The 16,695-nt window shown below is 38.4% G+C and carries 18 protein-coding genes and 1 pseudogene; 17 read left to right on the forward strand and 2 right to left on the reverse strand.

Annotation, left to right across the window (positions count from 1 at the left end; translation table 11 throughout):
- Positions 1-831 precede the first annotated feature (831 nt).
- From GZ996_RS07530 to GZ996_RS12240, 4 genes and pseudogenes are all read left to right on the forward strand, one after another.
- Entirely contained in the window at positions 832-1,761 is a 930-nt protein-coding gene (locus tag GZ996_RS07530; protein ID WP_162011733.1) for an Ig-like domain-containing protein, read from the forward strand.
- Between the two features lie 45 nt (positions 1,762-1,806).
- Positions 1,807-2,397 (forward strand): Spy0128 family protein, encoded by a 591-nt coding sequence (locus GZ996_RS07535; RefSeq protein WP_162011734.1) that lies wholly within the window; start codon positions 1,807-1,809, stop codon positions 2,395-2,397.
- Between the two features lie 186 nt (positions 2,398-2,583).
- Positions 2,584-3,276 carry a gamma-glutamyl-gamma-aminobutyrate hydrolase family protein gene (locus GZ996_RS07540; RefSeq protein ID WP_156806408.1) on the forward strand — a complete coding sequence of 231 codons (693 nt, stop codon included), beginning with the start codon at positions 2,584-2,586 and terminating at the stop codon, positions 3,274-3,276.
- A 391-nt stretch (positions 3,277-3,667) separates the two neighbouring features.
- Positions 3,668-3,745 (forward strand): annotated as a pseudogene (locus GZ996_RS12240) (EamA family transporter); the annotation flags it as partial.
- A 225-nt stretch (positions 3,746-3,970) separates the two neighbouring features.
- On the opposite strand, the gene GZ996_RS07550 reads toward GZ996_RS12240, so the two are convergent.
- The gene (locus GZ996_RS07550; protein ID WP_162011735.1) at positions 3,971-5,320 is read right to left on the reverse strand and encodes an aspartate kinase; all 1,350 of its coding nucleotides are present in this window, start codon (positions 5,318-5,320) and stop codon (positions 3,971-3,973) included.
- A gap of 189 nt (positions 5,321-5,509) precedes the next feature.
- Between GZ996_RS07550 and fabM the strand changes: the two genes are divergently transcribed.
- The 13 genes from fabM (at position 5,510) to GZ996_RS07615 (ending at position 16,408) form a co-directional block, all read left to right on the forward strand.
- Positions 5,510-6,304, forward strand: coding sequence for a trans-2-decenoyl-ACP isomerase (fabM, locus tag GZ996_RS07555; RefSeq protein WP_162011736.1), 795 nt, complete (start codon positions 5,510-5,512; stop codon positions 6,302-6,304).
- Positions 6,305-6,374: 70 nt separating this feature from the next.
- Entirely contained in the window at positions 6,375-6,809 is a 435-nt protein-coding gene (gene fabT, locus GZ996_RS07560; RefSeq protein ID WP_156807035.1) for a fatty acid biosynthesis transcriptional regulator FabT, read from the forward strand.
- A complete protein-coding gene (locus GZ996_RS07565) occupies positions 6,809-7,771 on the forward strand; it encodes a beta-ketoacyl-ACP synthase III (RefSeq protein WP_162011737.1) in 963 nt (320 codons plus the stop codon). Before fabT ends, GZ996_RS07565 begins: the two co-directional genes overlap by 1 nt.
- Before the next feature lie 60 nt (positions 7,772-7,831).
- The gene (locus tag GZ996_RS07570) at positions 7,832-8,056 is read left to right on the forward strand and encodes an acyl carrier protein (protein WP_156807037.1); all 225 of its coding nucleotides are present in this window, start codon (positions 7,832-7,834) and stop codon (positions 8,054-8,056) included.
- 232 nt (positions 8,057-8,288) lie between these two features.
- Entirely contained in the window at positions 8,289-9,245 is a 957-nt protein-coding gene (fabK, locus tag GZ996_RS07575; protein ID WP_161979548.1) for an enoyl-[acyl-carrier-protein] reductase FabK, read from the forward strand.
- Between the two features lie 80 nt (positions 9,246-9,325).
- On the forward strand, positions 9,326-10,246 hold the full coding sequence (fabD, locus tag GZ996_RS07580) for an ACP S-malonyltransferase (protein WP_162011738.1): 921 nt from the start codon (positions 9,326-9,328) through the stop codon (positions 10,244-10,246).
- A 5-nt stretch (positions 10,247-10,251) separates the two neighbouring features.
- On the forward strand, positions 10,252-10,989 hold the full coding sequence (fabG, locus tag GZ996_RS07585) for a 3-oxoacyl-[acyl-carrier-protein] reductase (protein WP_156807040.1): 738 nt from the start codon (positions 10,252-10,254) through the stop codon (positions 10,987-10,989).
- Positions 10,990-11,062: 73 nt separating this feature from the next.
- Positions 11,063-12,292, forward strand: a complete 1,230-nt coding sequence (gene fabF / locus GZ996_RS07590; protein ID WP_162011739.1) for a beta-ketoacyl-ACP synthase II — start codon at positions 11,063-11,065, stop codon at positions 12,290-12,292.
- 3 nt (positions 12,293-12,295) lie between these two features.
- A complete protein-coding gene (accB, locus tag GZ996_RS07595) occupies positions 12,296-12,769 on the forward strand; it encodes an acetyl-CoA carboxylase biotin carboxyl carrier protein (RefSeq protein WP_156807042.1) in 474 nt (157 codons plus the stop codon).
- Entirely contained in the window at positions 12,769-13,191 is a 423-nt protein-coding gene (gene fabZ, locus GZ996_RS07600) for a 3-hydroxyacyl-ACP dehydratase FabZ (RefSeq protein ID WP_156807058.1), read from the forward strand. The genes accB and fabZ overlap by 1 nt, the downstream gene beginning before the upstream one ends.
- Positions 13,192-13,341: 150 nt before the next feature.
- Positions 13,342-14,712 (forward strand): acetyl-CoA carboxylase biotin carboxylase subunit, encoded by a 1,371-nt coding sequence (locus tag GZ996_RS07605; RefSeq protein WP_162011740.1) that lies wholly within the window; start codon positions 13,342-13,344, stop codon positions 14,710-14,712.
- Positions 14,713-14,774: 62 nt separating this feature from the next.
- Positions 14,775-15,641 carry an acetyl-CoA carboxylase, carboxyltransferase subunit beta gene (gene accD / locus GZ996_RS07610; RefSeq protein WP_156807044.1) on the forward strand — a complete coding sequence of 289 codons (867 nt, stop codon included), beginning with the start codon at positions 14,775-14,777 and terminating at the stop codon, positions 15,639-15,641.
- On the forward strand, positions 15,638-16,408 hold the full coding sequence (locus tag GZ996_RS07615; protein WP_156807045.1) for an acetyl-CoA carboxylase carboxyl transferase subunit alpha: 771 nt from the start codon (positions 15,638-15,640) through the stop codon (positions 16,406-16,408). The genes accD and GZ996_RS07615 overlap by 4 nt, the downstream gene beginning before the upstream one ends.
- Before the next feature lie 161 nt (positions 16,409-16,569).
- Here the strand turns inward: GZ996_RS07615 and GZ996_RS07620 are convergent.
- On the reverse strand, positions 16,570-16,695 hold a 126-nt coding region (locus GZ996_RS07620), incomplete at its 5' end, for an IS3 family transposase (RefSeq protein ID WP_161979775.1).

The raw sequence follows: 16,695 nt of genomic DNA on the forward strand, positions 1-16,695 counted from the left end.
CCATTGAGGTGTTCTGACTAGGAACTCAGAGATTAGCTAGGGAAACTTTCCTATCGCGTTAGTAATTATCAATGACTTTTAACCAATCTTCGGATTGGTTTTTAGCGTTTTAAGGGATATCTACTGAATTCATTTCAACACCTGAAAATGTGGCCTTACATCGTATGGTGTCAAATGATAGAAGTGGTTAGTTACCATTTGTTTTAGAAATTCAACAAGATTTATGACTTATATTGAAAGTATAATCCTGTTCAGAAATGGTATTCACAAGTTAAACTTCTTAGCGGTAACTTAAAATAATACGGCCACAAGATTTCTTGAGACCAGACAGTTGCCACCGTGGTAAAAAACGATTAGGCTCAGATGGTTAATCGTCGAGTGTGGGGCCACTGGACACTTTCAGCGTGAGAGTTGGAACCAAAAAAGCGAACGGAGATCTTAGGTTAAACTCTAGTAATTAATGAAACTCCGAAGGGGGTATTGAGAGTGGGACAGAAGACATGATTTCGAAATCCTGACTTTCCCTCGCTCTCTGATTTCGAAGCTCAGGCTGAAACTGTCCACTGGACACTTTCACTCCCACCTCCGCACAGCTCCAAAAGTCTGGGAGACCTTTGGAGGTTGGAAATAAGATGAACGCTGTTCGTCTTATTTTCTATCTCAAATATTCCTCTTTTGAGCACCCGAACTTTTAAAAAAAAAAGAAACAAAGAGTAGTTTTTGAAGTTGGATTAGTATAAAATGGCTACATTTATCTTTTTTAGAAAAAAGTGATAAAATTACTTTGGAGAAAATTAGTTATCTTCAAAATTATTTTAGGAGAGTTGATTTATGAAATTGAAGTGGATAAACCTGATTTCACTCTTTGTCTTGATTTTAGGGATGGTTTCAATTCCTATATTAGATGTAAGTGCTAATGTAATTAAGGATTATGCAAGTGAAGCTACGCTTTATTATGATCCAGATAAAAATAATGTTCAAATTACCAGTGAAACCGTGGATGTAGTGGTTGAATCGGGAGTTGATTTTCGGTTTGTTAACAAGTTGTCTTTTCCTGATAGTCAGATAATCAAAGAGGGAGATACATTAGTTTTAAAAATTCCAGAGGAATTTAATCTCATTACCATTATGAAATTTCCAGTGAAAAACGCTGAGGGTATTATTGTAGCTCAAGCTATTGCTGATCCAGAAACAGATACGGTTACCTTGACCTTTACGGATCATTTTTCAAAGGTCCCTGAGAATAAAAAGGTAGAAATTTCATTTGATGCAGTTATTGACCGTAGTAATGTTTCAGATGGTGAAAAAACAGTTCAGTATGGTGGAGGTTTGTTTAAGTTCACTTTTAAGAATAATCGTGGTAGTGCTGGTTTTACTGAAATGAAATACGGTTATCAAGATTCAAAAAATCCGGATCAAATTCAATGGCGTATTGTTGTGAACGCCGGGCAATCACTTCTTAACGATTTAGTGATTGTAGATACATTTGGAGAAAATCAGACATTAGTAGAAGGTAGTTTACGTGTTGTTGATTATGCAACGCAACCAGAAGCAATTAAATCTGAAGATGAACTATGGGAATTGGAGGCTTTGACTAACCTTACTGATAAAGTGGTTCTTAATCGTAATGGTGCAGGGGAAGTTATTGGTTTAACGTTACCTTACGGTAATAATGATAGACGTGTTATTTACTTTGAATATGCGACTCATATTCCTGAAGGTGTTGTAGAGGGCGCAACGCTAAGTAACGTGTTATCGTAGTCGTCAGCCACAACAACTGGTAAAGATGTTGAGGCACTCGTAAAGTTGCAGTCTGGTTCAGGTAAAGCGTCATCTGAAAAATCAGAAAATGTTGTCTTAAAAGCTACGAAATTGTTGGAAGGACGTGAGTTGAAAGATGGTGAATTTACGTTTGCACTATATGATGCAGACGATTTAGTGACACCGCTTCAAACAAAAACCAACGCTGGTGATGGTACGGTAACTTTTGATACCATTCGTTACAGTCAAGAGGGAAGCTATCGGTATGTCATCAAAGAGCTTGCTGGTTCAGATCAGGCAATCAGTTATGATTCTGTAACGTATCACGTCGTTGTCTCTGTTACGGATGTGAATGGGGTCAAAATGGGTGAGGTTAGCTATAATCAAGCACCGATATTTAAAAATAGTTATGCCCCAGTAACAACGGAGTCAACAACGGAAACGACAACAGAAAGCACAACGGAGTCAACGACCGAATCGACGACCGAGAGCACAACAGAGTCAATGACCGAAATCACAACCGAAAAACAACCCAAATTACCTAAATCAGGAGATAGGGAGAGTTTTGGAGTTTTGTTAGTAGGTTTTGTGTTAATAGGGCTAGGACTATATTGGAAAAAAACTAGCCAAAACTAGTACGATGGATGTTGTGAGAGTGATGTGATTGTAAGGCAGGGAGCAAAATGATGTTCCTTGCTTTTTCGAGTAGAGTAGAAATGTGATAGGCTTAAACTATACTAACGATAATTTTTCTGTATTAGCTATTGTTTTCATTTTACGGTAAAATATAAGACATTAGAAAATGGAAAGTGAGGATATAACATGAAACCAGTCATTGTTGGAATTACAGGAAATGAAAAGGAAATACCGACTATGTCAGGAATGTATTATGATGCTGTCTCACGCCATTTGTCAGAAGGGGTGAAAGTGGCTGGTGGAGTGCCTATTATTCTTCCACTGGGAACACCTGATTTGGCTAAAAGCTACGTCGATATGATTGATAAATTGATTCTATCTGGTGGACAGAATGTTGATCCTCGTTTTTATGGAGAAAGCAAAGCTACTGACTGTGATGATTACAATTTAGAGCGTGATGAGTTTGAATTTGCTCTTGTTAAAGAAGCGCTAGCGCAGAAAAAACCTATTTTTGCAGTTTGCCGTGGAATGCAACTTTTAAATGTTGCTCTTGGTGGGACCTTAAACCAAAAAGTGGACAATCACTGGCAGTCAGAATATCAAGGAACTCATCACGAAGTGACGATTGTCAAAAATAGTCGTGTTAGCCATTTAATTGAAAACGGCAGTAAAATCAATTCTATTCACCGTCAATCCGTGAAGGATTTGGCCCCTAGCCTTAAAGTAACAGCGCGTGATCCTCGTGATGGCACAATTGAAGCTTACGAAGGAAAACACGGAGCCCCTCTTCTAGGACTTCAATGGCATCCAGAACTCTTATTAGATCGAATGGATAATCAAAATCAAAAATTATTTAATTACTTGGTTCAAGAACTTTAAACATTCAAAAAGTCTAGAGAAAAAGAGGGAAAAGTTTATAGGAGACGTCTTCGTCTTCTTCTTTTTTGTTCACTTTCTAATAGATTATGATGACATTTGATATCACGATTGATTAGAGTTCTATAAGTGAATATCTATACTTAAGTGATCCTCTTTAATATATTTAATTTATATGATGACTGGCGTTCCTAAAAGGATGTACAAAGTAAGTTAGCGTAAAAATTACTCTTCCAGTCACCTTAAAATATGAAGGGTCTAAAAAGTATAGGTTTAATGTTTTTGATAAAGTTGTATCAGGTCTTCTGTTATGTTCTTAAGTTTCGCCAAGGCAAGAACTACGTTTAGTTATTAGATTGCTTGGGGAATTTCGGGAGTATCTGGCTAGTACCTGATGAGACATGGTGTCCATATTAATTTATTAACCAGTCTGCGCATAGCTATTTCAGGAGTCATTAATATGAGGACCGCAATTCTAAATTTTGAAATGAATTCAGTATAAAATGGCCTAGAGTAACGTCGTTAAGCAACGTTACTCTAAGCCATTTACTATTTTTTCAACTTTTTTCTTTTTCATATTATAAAGATTTCTCAGCTTGATAATCCGACTCTTTTTTTATTATCTATACTTTGGGAGATGGTATAAACTGAACTTTGACATCATTAAGGCAAAAGCCGTAATGAGCGTTTTAGAGCGTTAGTTTTTAAAGAAAGCATCATATAAGGCACGAATGGCCTTTTTCTCACTTTCTGTTTTAACAACGAACATGACGGAAACTTCGCTAGAACCTTGTGAAATCATCATGAGGTTGATGCCTGCTTCTGATAAGGAACGAGTTGCGGTTGCGGTAACACCAACGTGACTCTTCATGTTTTCACCAACAATCATAATAATCGAAAGGTCACGTTCAATTGAGAGTTCATCAACTTCAAGGTGACGCAACTGAGTTAAGATTTCTTGTTCTTTGATAGGAGTTAATTCACGCCCACGAAGAACAATTGACATGTCGTCAATTCCTGTAGGCATGTGCTCAAAACGGATATTGAGGTCTTCTAAAATTTGAAGAACTTTACGCCCAAAACCAACTTCACGATTCATTAGGTATTTGGATATGTTGATGCTGACAAAATCATCATCGCCAGAAATGCCAACAACAGGTGACGATGTTCCACTGTGCTCAAGAACAATGCGAGTACCAGGGTGACTGGGATTGTTTGTGTTTTTTATAACAAGTGGAATTTTTCCACGATAAGCTGGAATAAGTGCCTCATCATGAAGGACAGAAAAACCAGCATAAGCCAATTCTCTCATTTCTCGGTAAGTTAATTCTTTAATAGAGTGAGGTTGTTCAACGACTCCTGGATGTGCTGCAAAAATACCGTCAACATCTGTAAAGTTTTCATAAAGATCAGCTTTAACACCAGCAGCAATAATAGAACCTGTAATATCAGAACCACCTCGGGAAAAAGTACAAATTTGGTTATCTATAGTCACACCGAAAAAGCCAGGAATGATTAAAATCTCATCCTGTTCGCGTAATGCCTCTAATTTATCGTAGCTAGAAGGTAAAATACGAGCATTTCCAGGTTCACTTGTTACAATCAAACCTGCTTGTTTAGGATGAATATATCGGGCATTTAATCCTTCTTTACGGAAATATTCGGCAATCAACTTAGCATTATTATCTTCACCGGCAGCTAAGAAAGTATCGTACAAAAAATCATTGTTTTCTTTTGGAAATGTTGCTAGATGTTTAATAGCTGTCGAGATTTCATCTAAAATTGTAGAAGGGAGAGCAAGACCATCAATAATTGATTTATAACGATCAATAATCCATTCTTGATCAATAACAATATCTTGATTTGCTGTATAGTGCTTATAGTATTTGATTAAGGCATCGGTTACTTTTGTATCTTCTGAACTTCGTTTTCCAGGTGCAGATACTACCACAAAGCGACGATTAGAGTCGCTTTTAACAATCTCTAACACTTTTTTTAATTGCTCAGCAGAAGCCAAGGAACTCCCGCCAAATTTTATAACTTTCATAAATAATCCTCGAAAATAAAATTGAAATAATTATAGCAAAATTCTGATAATTTGTCATTTACTTTAAAAATATCCTAAAATTTTTTAAAAATCTTATTAATATTTTGCTTGACGAATAATTTTTTTGTGATATAATTTGAGTCATAAATTATTTATTGATCAAATAAATAATTTTAAGGAGGGAGTTATATGAACTTTCAAACCATCTTATATGATATATCTGGCGACCTAGCCACGATAACCTTTAATCGTCCTGAAGTTTCAAATGGCTTTAACATTCCGATGTGTCAAGAAATTCTAACAGCACTTAATCTTGCCAAAGATGATGAAGCCGTTAAAATGATTCTCTTCCAAGCAGAAGGAAAAGTATTTTCTGTTGGGGGAGATTTAACGGAAATGGAAAGAGCTGTGGAGGCTGACGATATTCAGTCCTTAGTTGACATTGCAAAGTTGGTTCAAGATATCTCATATGCCATGAAGCAGTTGCCTAAACCAATCATTATGGCCGTAGATGGACCTGTTGCTGGTGCGGCATTTAATATGATCTTGGCAGCAGATTTTTGTATCGCCAGTGAAAAGGCAAAGTTTATCCAAGCTTTTGTAAATGTTGGGTTAGCTCCTGATGCTGGAGGTCTTTATCTCTTGATGAGGGCTGTTGGGATGAACAAAGCCACTCATTTGGTAATGACAGGTGAGGCGGTGACAGCTGAAAAAGCTTTGGAGTATGGTTTCGTCTATAAAACGTGCTTATCAGAAAAATTGGGAATAACCACTCAGCAATTAATTAAACGTCTAAAACGAGGGTCGTTTAATTCTTATAGGGCTATGAAAGAATTAATTTGGCAAAGTTTTTTTTCTGGATGGCAGGGTTATGCAGAACTGGAGCTAAATCTTCAAGAAGCCCTTGCTTTTAAAGATGATTTTAAAGAAGGTGTAAAAGCATATTCAGAACGTAGGAGACCAGCCTTTTCTGGGAAGTGGTAACGGATTTTTACTTGGCAAATGATTTATAGTGTGATATTATTTAAATTATCAAATTATAAAGGAGTCTTAAATGGACTTTCATCAAATAAATGACTATCTCGTTGATATCTTTAATCGAATTTTAGTTATTGAAGAGAACACCTTACGCAGTAGCCCCTTCAGCGACTGTACCATCAAAGAAGTGCATACTATTGATATCATCGGTAAGAACCGTTTGGTGACGCCAAGCGATATTGCTAAAGAGCTTATGGTAACTTTAGGTACAGTTACTACTGCGCTTAATAAATTAGAGAGCAAGGGGTATGTTATCCGTACTCGTTCACAAGAGGATCGTCGTGTCGTCTATCTTAGTTTGACTAAAAAAGGTCGTGTGGTCTATCATTTACATAAAAAATTTCATCGTGTCATGATTGACCAAATTTTGGCGGGAATGTCAGAAAATGAATTAGAAGGTTTAGAACGTGGTCTTGTTAATCTTCATACTTTCTTGGAGGAGAGACGCTAATGACTTTTGTAAAAATTAGTCAAGTAGCCCATTACGTTCCTAGTCAAGTGGTAAGCAATGATGATTTAGCTAAAATCATGGATACATCGGACGAATGGATTTCAACACGAACGGGTATCCGTGAGCGCCGCATTTCAACAAATGAAAATACGAGCGATTTAGCGATTAAAGTAGCTTGGCAATTGCTTGAAAAATCTCATCTAGATCCAGAGGAACTAGACTTTATCCTTATCGCAACAATGTCTCCAGACTCGCTGATGCCTTCAACGGCAGCGCGTGTTCAAGGCGCTCTTGGTGCAACCAACGCCTTTGCTTTTGACTTATCAGCTGCTTGTTCAGGATTTGTTTTTGCACTAGCGACAGCAGAAAAATTGATTAATTCAGGAGCCTATACACGTGGTCTCGTTATCGGTGCTGAGGTTTTATCAAAACAGTTGGATTGGTCCGATCGTTCAACGGCAGTTCTCTTTGGAGATGGTGCAGGAGGTGTTCTCTTAGAAAAAGCAGACGTTCTTCATTTTTTAGCGGAGTCCCTTCATACGGATGGTAGCAAAGGTGGTCTTCTTGGCGGTGCTACAACAGTTAAGTCTCCCTTTACTCAAGAGCATGAAGCTATCAATCCTTTTATACAGATGGATGGAAGAGCTATTTTTGAATTCACTATTCGTACAGTATCTAAAAGTATTTTGGCTATCATAGAGGAAGTTGGAGAACCTGATTATTTGTTGCTTCATCAGGCTAATGAACGTATTTTAGATAAAATGGCTAAGAAAATCGGTGTTAATAGAGAGAAATTCTTAGCTAATATGCAGCGATATGGTAACACTAGTGCGGCTTCGATTCCCATTTTGCTCTCAGAGAATGTCGCAAATGGAACCTTGAAATTAGATGGTACTCAAAAAATTCTTTTATCAGGATTTGGTGGAGGTTTGACTTGGGGAAATTTAATTGTTAGAATTTAGTTAATCTGCGTAAAATTAAAACGCAATTAAAAATTTTTATATTTATAGAGGAGAAAACTCATGTCAGTATTTGAAAAAGTACAAGAAATTATCGTTGAAGAACTTGGTAAAGAAGCAGAAGAGGTAAAAGTAGAAACAACTTTTGATGATCTTGATGCAGATTCATTGGATGTTTTTCAAGTTATCTCAGAAATTGAAGATGCTTTTGATATCCAAATTGAGACAGAAGAAGGACTTAATACTGTAGGTGACCTTGTTGCCTATGTTGAAGAAAAAACAAAATAGGAAGAAATGCAGAAATCATGTGTTCGCTGTGCGAATTTGATTTTATAGCAGTATTCCAATATGGTGATTGAGATAAGCATTTTAAATGATAGTGCTATTTTCAATCAACTGTTGAGTAAAGTCTTTTTGAATAAAAGGAGGTTGTGAGTGATATCCAACCTTTCTTCTTAGAATCATACTTTGATTTTCAAATTATTATAATGAATGTATCTATTAGAAGGTTAGTAGAAAAATGAAATCTCGTATTACAGAACTTTTGGGGATTAAATACCCTATTTTCCAAGGAGGAATGGCCTGGGTTGCTGATGGTGATTTAGCTGGAGCCGTATCAAATGCAGGTGGCCTTGGTATTATTGGTGGTGGTAATGCTCCTAAAGAAGTGGTCAAAGCTAATATTGATAAGGTAAAGTCGATTACTGATCAACCTTTTGGGGTCAATATCATGCTCTTATCTCCATTCGCAGATGACATCGTTGATCTTGTTATCGCTGAAGGTGTCAAAGTTGTGACCACTGGTGCTGGCAATCCAGGAAAATACATGGAACGTTTTCATGAGGCAGGGATTACCGTTATCCCTGTAGTACCTTCCGTTGCTTTAGCTAAACGTATGGAAAAATTAGGAGCTGATGCTGTAATCGCTGAAGGTATGGAAGCGGGTGGACATATTGGAAAATTGACCACCATGACTCTAGTTCGTCAAGTTGTTGCAGCAGTCAATATTCCAGTCATTGCTGCTGGTGGTATTGCAGATGGACATGGCGCAGCAGCAGCATTTATGCTGGGAGCTGATGCTATTCAAGTAGGGACACGCTTTGTTGTTGCTAAGGAATCAAATGCCCATCAAAATTTCAAAGATAAAATTTTAAAAGCTAAGGATATTGACACTGTCATATCAGCTTCTGTAGTCGGTCATCCAGTTCGTGCTATCAAAAATAAATTGTCAACAAATTATTCTCATGCTGAGAAAGAATTTTTGGCAGGTCGCAAAACGGCTGAAGAAATTGAAGAGCTTGGTGCGGGTGCTCTTAGAAATGCAGTTGTGGATGGTGATGTTGTCAATGGTTCTGTTATGGCAGGTCAGATTGCAGGATTTGTAAATAAAGAAGAAACATGTCAAGAAATTTTAGAAGACCTTTATTCTGGTGCTCGCCAAGTTATTCTAGCAGAAGCGAAACGCTGGATGGATTAATGGTTTAATCTGAGGCATTTGTCTTAAATGCTGTTATCATAAAATAAAAAGAAGAGCGGATGCTCAAAAAGGATATGAATATGTCTAAAAAAGCTTTTTTATTTGCTGGGCAAGGATCTCAAAAAATTGGAATGGCTAAGGATTTGTATGATACTTATCCGGTTGTCAGAGAAACTTTTGATGCTGCAGGTCAAATTTTAGGTTATGATTTGCGTGACTTGATTGATAATGATGAAGTGAAGCTAAATCAGACCCGTTACACGCAACCAGCTATTTTGACAACTTCGGTAGCAATTTATCGCTTGTTAGAGGAAAATGGGTTCACTCCTGATATTGTAGCAGGGCTTTCTTTAGGAGAATACTCAGCCCTGGTAGCAAGTGGAGCACTTAAGTTTGAAGATGCAGTAGCTTTGGTTGCTAAACGCGGTGAGTTTATGGAGACGGCTGCCCCTGCTGGTAGTGGTAAAATGGTTGCGGTTATGAATACCGATCCAACCTTAATTGAAGAAATATGTCGAAAGGCTTCTAAAATGGGCGTTGTCACCCCAGCTAACTATAATACTCCAGCGCAGATTGTGATTGGTGGCGAGGTTATTGCAGTTGATTATGCTACTGAATTATTGAAGGAAGCAGGAGCTAGACGTCTTATTCCACTTAATGTATCAGGGCCATTCCACACAGCCCTTTTGGCTTCGGCTTCTCAAAAGTTAGCTACTGCACTGGACGAGGTGACGTTCTCTGACTTTTGTTGCCCTTTAGTTGGGAATACTGAAGCGAAGATTATGGAAAAAGGACAGATTAAATCGCTTCTAGCTCGTCAAGTAATGGAACCCGTTCGTTTTTATGATTCTATTACAAGTATTCGAGCGTTTGGTGTGGATGAGATGATTGAAATTGGACCAGGGAAAGTTTTGTCAGGCTTTATCAAAAAAATTGATAAAAACCTCTTAGTCAAATCAGTAGAGAATTTAGATTCTCTAAAATTTCTTTTGGAGTGTTAAAATAAATGGAAATTAAATCAAAAAATGTTTTTGTCACAGGATCAACTCGAGGCATCGGCTTAGCAATTGCTCATAAATTTGCCAGTCTTGGTGCGAATGTCGTTCTTAATGGGCGCTCTGCTATTTCTGAAGAATTGCTGGCGCAATTTGCTGATTATGGTGTTAAAGTTTGTGCCATTTCTGGCGATATTTCAACATTTGAAGATGCTGAACGTATGATTACTGAAGCTAATCAAATGCTAGGAAGTGTCGATATTCTGGTTAATAATGCTGGTATTACGAATGACAAATTGATGCTCAAAATGACTGAGGAAGATTTTGAAAAAGTTCTTAAGGTTAATCTGACGGGGGCTTTTAACATGACAAAATCAGTCTTGAAACCGATGACGAAAGCAAAAGAAGGTGCTATCATCAATGTGTCATCTGTTGTCGGTTTAGCTGGAAACATTGGTCAGGCTAATTACGCCGCTTCAAAAGCAGGCTTAATTGGTTTTACTAAGTCAGTTGCTAAGGAAGTTGCAGCACGAGGAGTGCGAGTAAATGTTATTGCTCCTGGCTTTATAGAATCAGATATGACGGATGTTATTCCTGAAAAAATGAAAGAAGTAATGCTCTCGCAAATACCGATGAAAGTTATTGGAAAACCGGAACAAGTTGCGGAAGTAGCTGTATTCTTGGCTCAACAAGAATACCTAACTGGTCAAGTTATTGCAATTGATGGCGGCATGACCATGCAAGGCTAAGCTGAGTCAATGAGATATTTATTTTGCCAAAGGGTAAAGATAAGTGAATGGGCAGAGTGCCAAGGAGAAAAAGATGACAAATCGTGTTGTAATTACAGGTTACGGTGTAACCTCACCAATTGGAAATACACCAGAAGAATTTTGGGCGAGTCTTCGAGATGGTAAAATTGGTATTAAACCAATTATGAAGTTTGACACAAGTGATTTTGCTGTTAAGAATGCTGCGGAAATTCAAGATTTTCCATTTGACAAATATTTTGTTAAAAAAGACACGAATCGTTATGATTTGTATTCATTATATGCTCTCTACGCAGCGTCAGAGGCTGTACAAAATGCTAGATTAGATGTTGAAGCGATTGATTCTGATCGTTTTGGAGTGATTGTGGCATCAGGTATAGGTGGTATTTATGAGATTGAAGAGCAAGTGATTCGTTTACATGAAAAAGGTCCTAAACGCGTGAAACCGATGACCTTGCCAAAATGTTTACCTAACATGGCGTCTGGGAATGTTGCAATGGCTTTTAACGCTCAAGGGGTATGTAAATCTATTAATACTGCTTGTGCTTCGTCCAATGATGCTATAGGTGATGCCTTCCGCACGATTAAATTTGGTCTTCAGGATGTGATGTTGGTAGGTGGGGCAGAAGCTTCTATTACACGGTTTGCAATTGCAGGATTCCAAAGTTTAACCGCCTTGTCAACGACTGAAAATCCTGAACGTGCTTCAATTCCGTTTGATAAAGATCGTAATGGTTTTGTCATGGGAGAAGGTTCTGGAATGCTTGTTTTGGAAAGCTTAGAGCATGCTCAACAACGCGGAGCAACTATTTTAGCGGAAGTGGTCGGCTATGGAAATACTTGTGATGCCTACCATATGACTTCACCGCATCCAGAAGGATTAGGGGCACGTAAGGCGATAAACTTAGCGCTTCAGGAAGCAGGTATTGAAGCATCAGCAGTTGGCTATGTTAACGCTCATGGCACGTCAACCCCAGCCAATGAAAAGGGAGAAAGTCAAGCGATTGTAGCTGTCTTAGGGAAAGAGGTTCCTGTATCATCTACTAAGTCATTTACAGGACATTTGCTTGGTGCAGCAGGAGCTGTTGAAGCAATTGCTACTGTTGAAGCGATGCGTCATAGCTTTATTCCAAAAACTGCGGGAACGCAAGAATTATCAGAAAATATTGAAGCAAATGTTGTCACTGGACAAGGTTTAGAGCAAGAAATTCGATATGCTATTTCAAATACGTTTGGCTTTGGAGGGCACAATGCTGTTCTTGCTTTCAAACGTTGGGAGGATTAAAACGTGAATATTAGTGAAATCAAAGATTTGATGGCTCAATTTGATCAATCGAGTCTTCGTGAATTTACTTATAGAAAAGATGGAAATGAACTGTTTTTTTCAAAAAATGAGCAGAGCAATGTTTCAAGAAATGTTGTAGAAAGCATCTCTGCCTCTAGTCAGACAGTAACATCTGAAGTTGCGCCAGTTTTGTCTCAAAAAGATGAGACTGTTCAATCAGTTCAAACTTCTCAAGAAGTTGAAGGGGATATTGTTGAAAGTCCGTTAGTAGGTGTCGCCTATCTATCACCAGGACCAGACAAACCTGTTTTTGTATCAGTAGGTGATATGGTAAAAAAAGGTCAAACTCTCCTTATTGTAGAAGCGATGAAAGTCATGAATGAGGTACCAGCTCCAAAAGACGGTGTTATTACTGAGATTTTAGTGGTCAATGAGGAAGTTGTTGATTTTGGAAAAGGATTGGTGCGTATTAAATGATTATTGATATTAATCAAATAAAAGAAGCATTACCGCACCGTTACCCTTTTTTACTGGTTGATCGTGTATTAGAAGTTTCTGATGATGAAATTGTTGCCATAAAAAATGTAACGATCAATGAGCCCTTTTTCCAAGGACATTTTCCGCAATACCCTGTTATGCCAGGCGTGCTTATCATGGAAGCATTGGCACAGACTGCAGGAGTATTAGAGTTATCTAAAGCAGAAAATAAAGGCAAGTTAGTTTTTTATGCCGGTATGGATAAAGTTAAGTTTAAAAAACAAGTGATTCCTGGAGATCAACTCGTCATGACAGCTAAATTTGTGAAACGTCGTGGAACGATTGCAGTTGTTGAAGCGAAAGCGGAGGTTGATGGAAAACTAGCAGCAAGTGGAACCTTGACTTTTGCGATAGGAAACTAAAGAATCGGTTGTTTTGGGATGACTTGCTTGAAATTTGTTTGCGAGACTTAATTTTCATCATAATCAACAGATTTATTGGTTTCTAAAATTTACGAGAGGATGAAAAGGTAGCAACAATGGTTTAAATAGTTGTTTGCTAACTCATAAATTATGTTTAAAAAAATTCTTATTGCCAATCGTGGCGAGATTGCGGTCCGTATTATTCGTGCGGCACGTGAATTAGGCATTGCGACCGTAGCCATCTATTCAGAAGCTGACAAAGAAGCTCTTCATGTAGCTCTTGCTGATGAAGCTATTTGTGTCGGTCCTGCAAAATCCACAGATTCTTATTTAAATATGAATTCTGTCTTATCGGCAGCTATTGTGACTAAAGCAGAAGCGATTCACCCAGGATTTGGTTTTTTAAGTGAAAATTCTAAATTTGCCACCATGTGTGAAGAGATGAATATCAAATTCATTGGCCCTTCTGGTTCTGTTATGGATAAAATGGGTGATAAAATCAATGCGCGTGCTGAGATGATAAAGGCTGATGTACCTGTTATACCTGGTTCAGAAGGAGAGGTTTTTTCTACGGAAGAGGCGCTGACTATTGCGGACAAACTGGGGTATCCAGTTATGCTAAAAGCTTCCGCAGGCGGTGGAGGAAAAGGGATTCGTAAAGTAACGAATCGTGAAGAACTAGCACCTGCTTTTGAATCGGCATCGCAAGAAGCCCAAGCTGCTTTTGGCAATGGGGCTATGTACATTGAAAAAGTGATTTATCCTGCCCGTCACATTGAAGTACAAATTTTAGGTGATTCTTTTGGAAATATCATTCACTTAGGTGAACGAGACTGTTCTCTTCAAAGGAATAATCAAAAAGTTTTAGAAGAATCTCCCTCGGTAGCTATTGGAAAGACATTGCGCCACTCGCTTGGTAAAGCTGCTGTTCGTGCTGCTCAAGCGGTTAACTATGAAAATGCTGGGACAATAGAATTTCTTCTTGATGAAAAGACAGGAGAGTTTTATTTCATGGAAATGAACACTCGTGTGCAGGTTGAGCATCCTGTGACGGAATTTGTTACCGGTGTTGATATCGTCAAGGAGCAAATTCGCATTGCATCTGGTCAACCGTTGTCCGTTACACAAGAAGAAGTTCAAATTACTGGTCATGCCATTGAATGTCGAATTAACGCAGAGAATCCAAAGTTTAACTTTGCGCCAAGTCCAGGTAAGATTCGTGAACTTTACCTTCCGTCAGGTGGCATGGGCTTACGCGTAGATTCTGCTGTTTACAGTGGTTATACGATACCACCTTACTATGATTCAATGATTGCTAAAGTTATTGTGCACGGTGAAAATCGTTTTGATGCTCTAATGAAAATGCAACGTGCACTTTATGAACTTGAAATCGAAGGTGTTGTAACGAATACGGATTTTCAGCTAGATTTAATTTCAGATAAACAGGTTATTGCAGGAGACTATGATACAAGTTTTCTAATGGAAACTTTCCTGCCTGCCTATACTAAAAATAGTGATTAACTATCAAAAAGTCTCGATTGCTCCTGAGGCTTTTATTAAAAAGTAAGAAAAAGAGGATAAAGATGGGATTATTTGATAGGAAAGAAAAATATATCCGAATCAATCCAAATAGATCACTCAAGCCTACTGTTAAACGTGAGGCGCCTGAAGTTCCAGATGAACTTTTTGCTAAATGCCCAGCGTGTAAGCACATGATTTATCAAAAAGATTTAGGACCTGCTAAGATTTGTCCGACTTGTAGCTATAATTTTCGAATTTCAGCACAAGAACGTTTAAAATTAACAGTTGATGAGGGATCGTTTGAAGAATTGTTTGTAGGTCTGGAAAATACGAATCCTCTCCGCTTTCCTAATTATCACGAAAAACTTAAAGCGGTAAAGGAATCAACGGGGCTTGATGAAGCTGTACTGACAGGTGTTGCTAAAATTGGAGGCAAGAGTGTTGCTCTTGCGATTATGGATGCTAATTTTATTATGGGGTCTATGGGAACGGTTGTTGGAGAAAAGTTGACACTTCTTTTTGAATTAGCGACTGAAAAAAATCTGCCGGTTGTTGCCTTTACAGCGTCAGGCGGTGCCCGTATGCAAGAAGGGATCATGTCATTGATGCAGATGGCTAAAATTTCAGCAGCGGTTAAACGTCATTCGAATGCAGGGCTTTTTTACCTAACGATTTTAACGGATCCAACGACAGGTGGAGTCACAGCCTCTTTTGCAATGGAGGGTGATATTATCTTGGCAGAACCACAGGCTTTGATTGGTTTTGCTGGGCGTCGTGTGATTGAAACGACAGTGCGTGAAGATTTGCCAGAGGATTTCCAAAAGGCGGAGTTTTTACAGGAGCACGGTTTTGTTGATGCCATTGTCAATCGTTTGGAGTTGAAGGATACGATTGCCCAGTTAGTAGCTTTTCACGGAGGTGAAAAATGAGCACAGTAGGACGTATTTTAAAAGAAGCTAGAAGTCAGACGCGTCTGAATGCTTTAGACTACGCCAACCTCCTTCTGGATGATGTAATGGAATTACATGGCGATCGCCAATTTTCTGACGATGGAGCAATTGTGGGTGGCATTGGTCGCTTAGCTGGTCAACCAATTACCTTTGTGGGAATCCAAAAGGGTAAGAATCTCCAAGAAAACCTCAAGTGTAATTTTGGGCAACCCCATCCAGAAGGGTATCGTAAAGCACTACGATTGATGAAACAGGCTGAAAAATTTGGCCGACCAGTTCTAACCTTAATCAATACCCCAGGAGCTTATCCAGGTGTTGGAGCTGAGGAGCGTGGGCAAGGTGAGGCTATTGCTCGTAATCTCATGGAAATGAGTGATCTGAAGGTTCCCATTATTGCAGTTATTATTGGTGAAGGTGGTTCTGGAGGTGCCCTTGCTCTAGCTGTTGCAGATAGGGTATGGATGCTGGAAAATACGGTTTACTCAATCCTCAGTCCAGAAGGCTTTGCTTCAATCTTATGGAAAGATGGTAGCCGGGCATCAGAGGCTGCTGAACTTATGAAAATTACGGCTGGTGAACTTTTAAATATGAAGGTTGTCGATAAAGTCATTGCTGAACGTGGTTACTTTTCAAGTGAAATTGTTGAAGACTTGAAGCAACATTTGATGACAACATTTGATGAACTTGCCCAACTAGATACAGAAGCCTTACTGCAAGAACGTTATCAAAGGTTTAGAAAATATTAATAGAGAGATGAATGATTATCGTCTTGAAACATAGAACGGAGCTAGGGATATTTCGGCTTCGTTTTTTTGTTGCTTAAAGAAGGGGGCACGAGCGAACATAGCTTAAAAAGCTGATGCATTTTGTCAAGCCCCGTCTAAAATAGACAGTGTAAAAAAGAATATTAGTTAGTAAGGTATGACTCCCTGAATTCCATAGGGGTCATACCTTTTAATATTTCTTGTGGTCTATCATAGTTATACCAGTCCATGTATTCTTTAATTTGTTGGATGAGTTCATCTCTGTTATT

The sequence above is a fragment of the Streptococcus sp. S784/96/1 genome (assembly GCF_902729355.1).
Taxonomy (GTDB): Bacteria; Bacillota; Bacilli; order Lactobacillales; family Streptococcaceae; genus Streptococcus; species Streptococcus caledonicus.

What these genes read in the sequence shown, in the direction of transcription:
- GZ996_RS07530 (WP_162011733.1), top strand. Translation starts at nt 832, where the DNA reads ATGAAATTGAAGTGGATAAACCTGATTTCACTCTTTGTCTTGATTTTA.
- GZ996_RS07540 (WP_156806408.1), top strand. Translation starts at nt 2,584, where the DNA reads ATGAAACCAGTCATTGTTGGAATTACAGGAAATGAAAAGGAAATACCG.
- GZ996_RS07550 (WP_162011735.1), bottom strand. Translation starts at nt 5,320, where the DNA reads ATGAAAGTTATAAAATTTGGCGGGAGTTCCTTGGCTTCTGCTGAGCAA.
- fabM (WP_162011736.1), top strand. Translation starts at nt 5,510, where the DNA reads ATGAACTTTCAAACCATCTTATATGATATATCTGGCGACCTAGCCACG.
- fabT (WP_156807035.1), top strand. Translation starts at nt 6,375, where the DNA reads ATGGACTTTCATCAAATAAATGACTATCTCGTTGATATCTTTAATCGA.
- GZ996_RS07565 (WP_162011737.1), top strand. Translation starts at nt 6,809, where the DNA reads ATGACTTTTGTAAAAATTAGTCAAGTAGCCCATTACGTTCCTAGTCAA.
- GZ996_RS07570 (WP_156807037.1), top strand. Translation starts at nt 7,832, where the DNA reads ATGTCAGTATTTGAAAAAGTACAAGAAATTATCGTTGAAGAACTTGGT.
- fabK (WP_161979548.1), top strand. Translation starts at nt 8,289, where the DNA reads ATGAAATCTCGTATTACAGAACTTTTGGGGATTAAATACCCTATTTTC.
- fabD (WP_162011738.1), top strand. Translation starts at nt 9,326, where the DNA reads ATGTCTAAAAAAGCTTTTTTATTTGCTGGGCAAGGATCTCAAAAAATT.
- fabG (WP_156807040.1), top strand. Translation starts at nt 10,252, where the DNA reads ATGGAAATTAAATCAAAAAATGTTTTTGTCACAGGATCAACTCGAGGC.
- fabF (WP_162011739.1), top strand. Translation starts at nt 11,063, where the DNA reads ATGACAAATCGTGTTGTAATTACAGGTTACGGTGTAACCTCACCAATT.
- GZ996_RS07605 (WP_162011740.1), top strand. Translation starts at nt 13,342, where the DNA reads ATGTTTAAAAAAATTCTTATTGCCAATCGTGGCGAGATTGCGGTCCGT.
- accD (WP_156807044.1), top strand. Translation starts at nt 14,775, where the DNA reads ATGGGATTATTTGATAGGAAAGAAAAATATATCCGAATCAATCCAAAT.
- GZ996_RS07615 (WP_156807045.1), top strand. Translation starts at nt 15,638, where the DNA reads ATGAGCACAGTAGGACGTATTTTAAAAGAAGCTAGAAGTCAGACGCGT.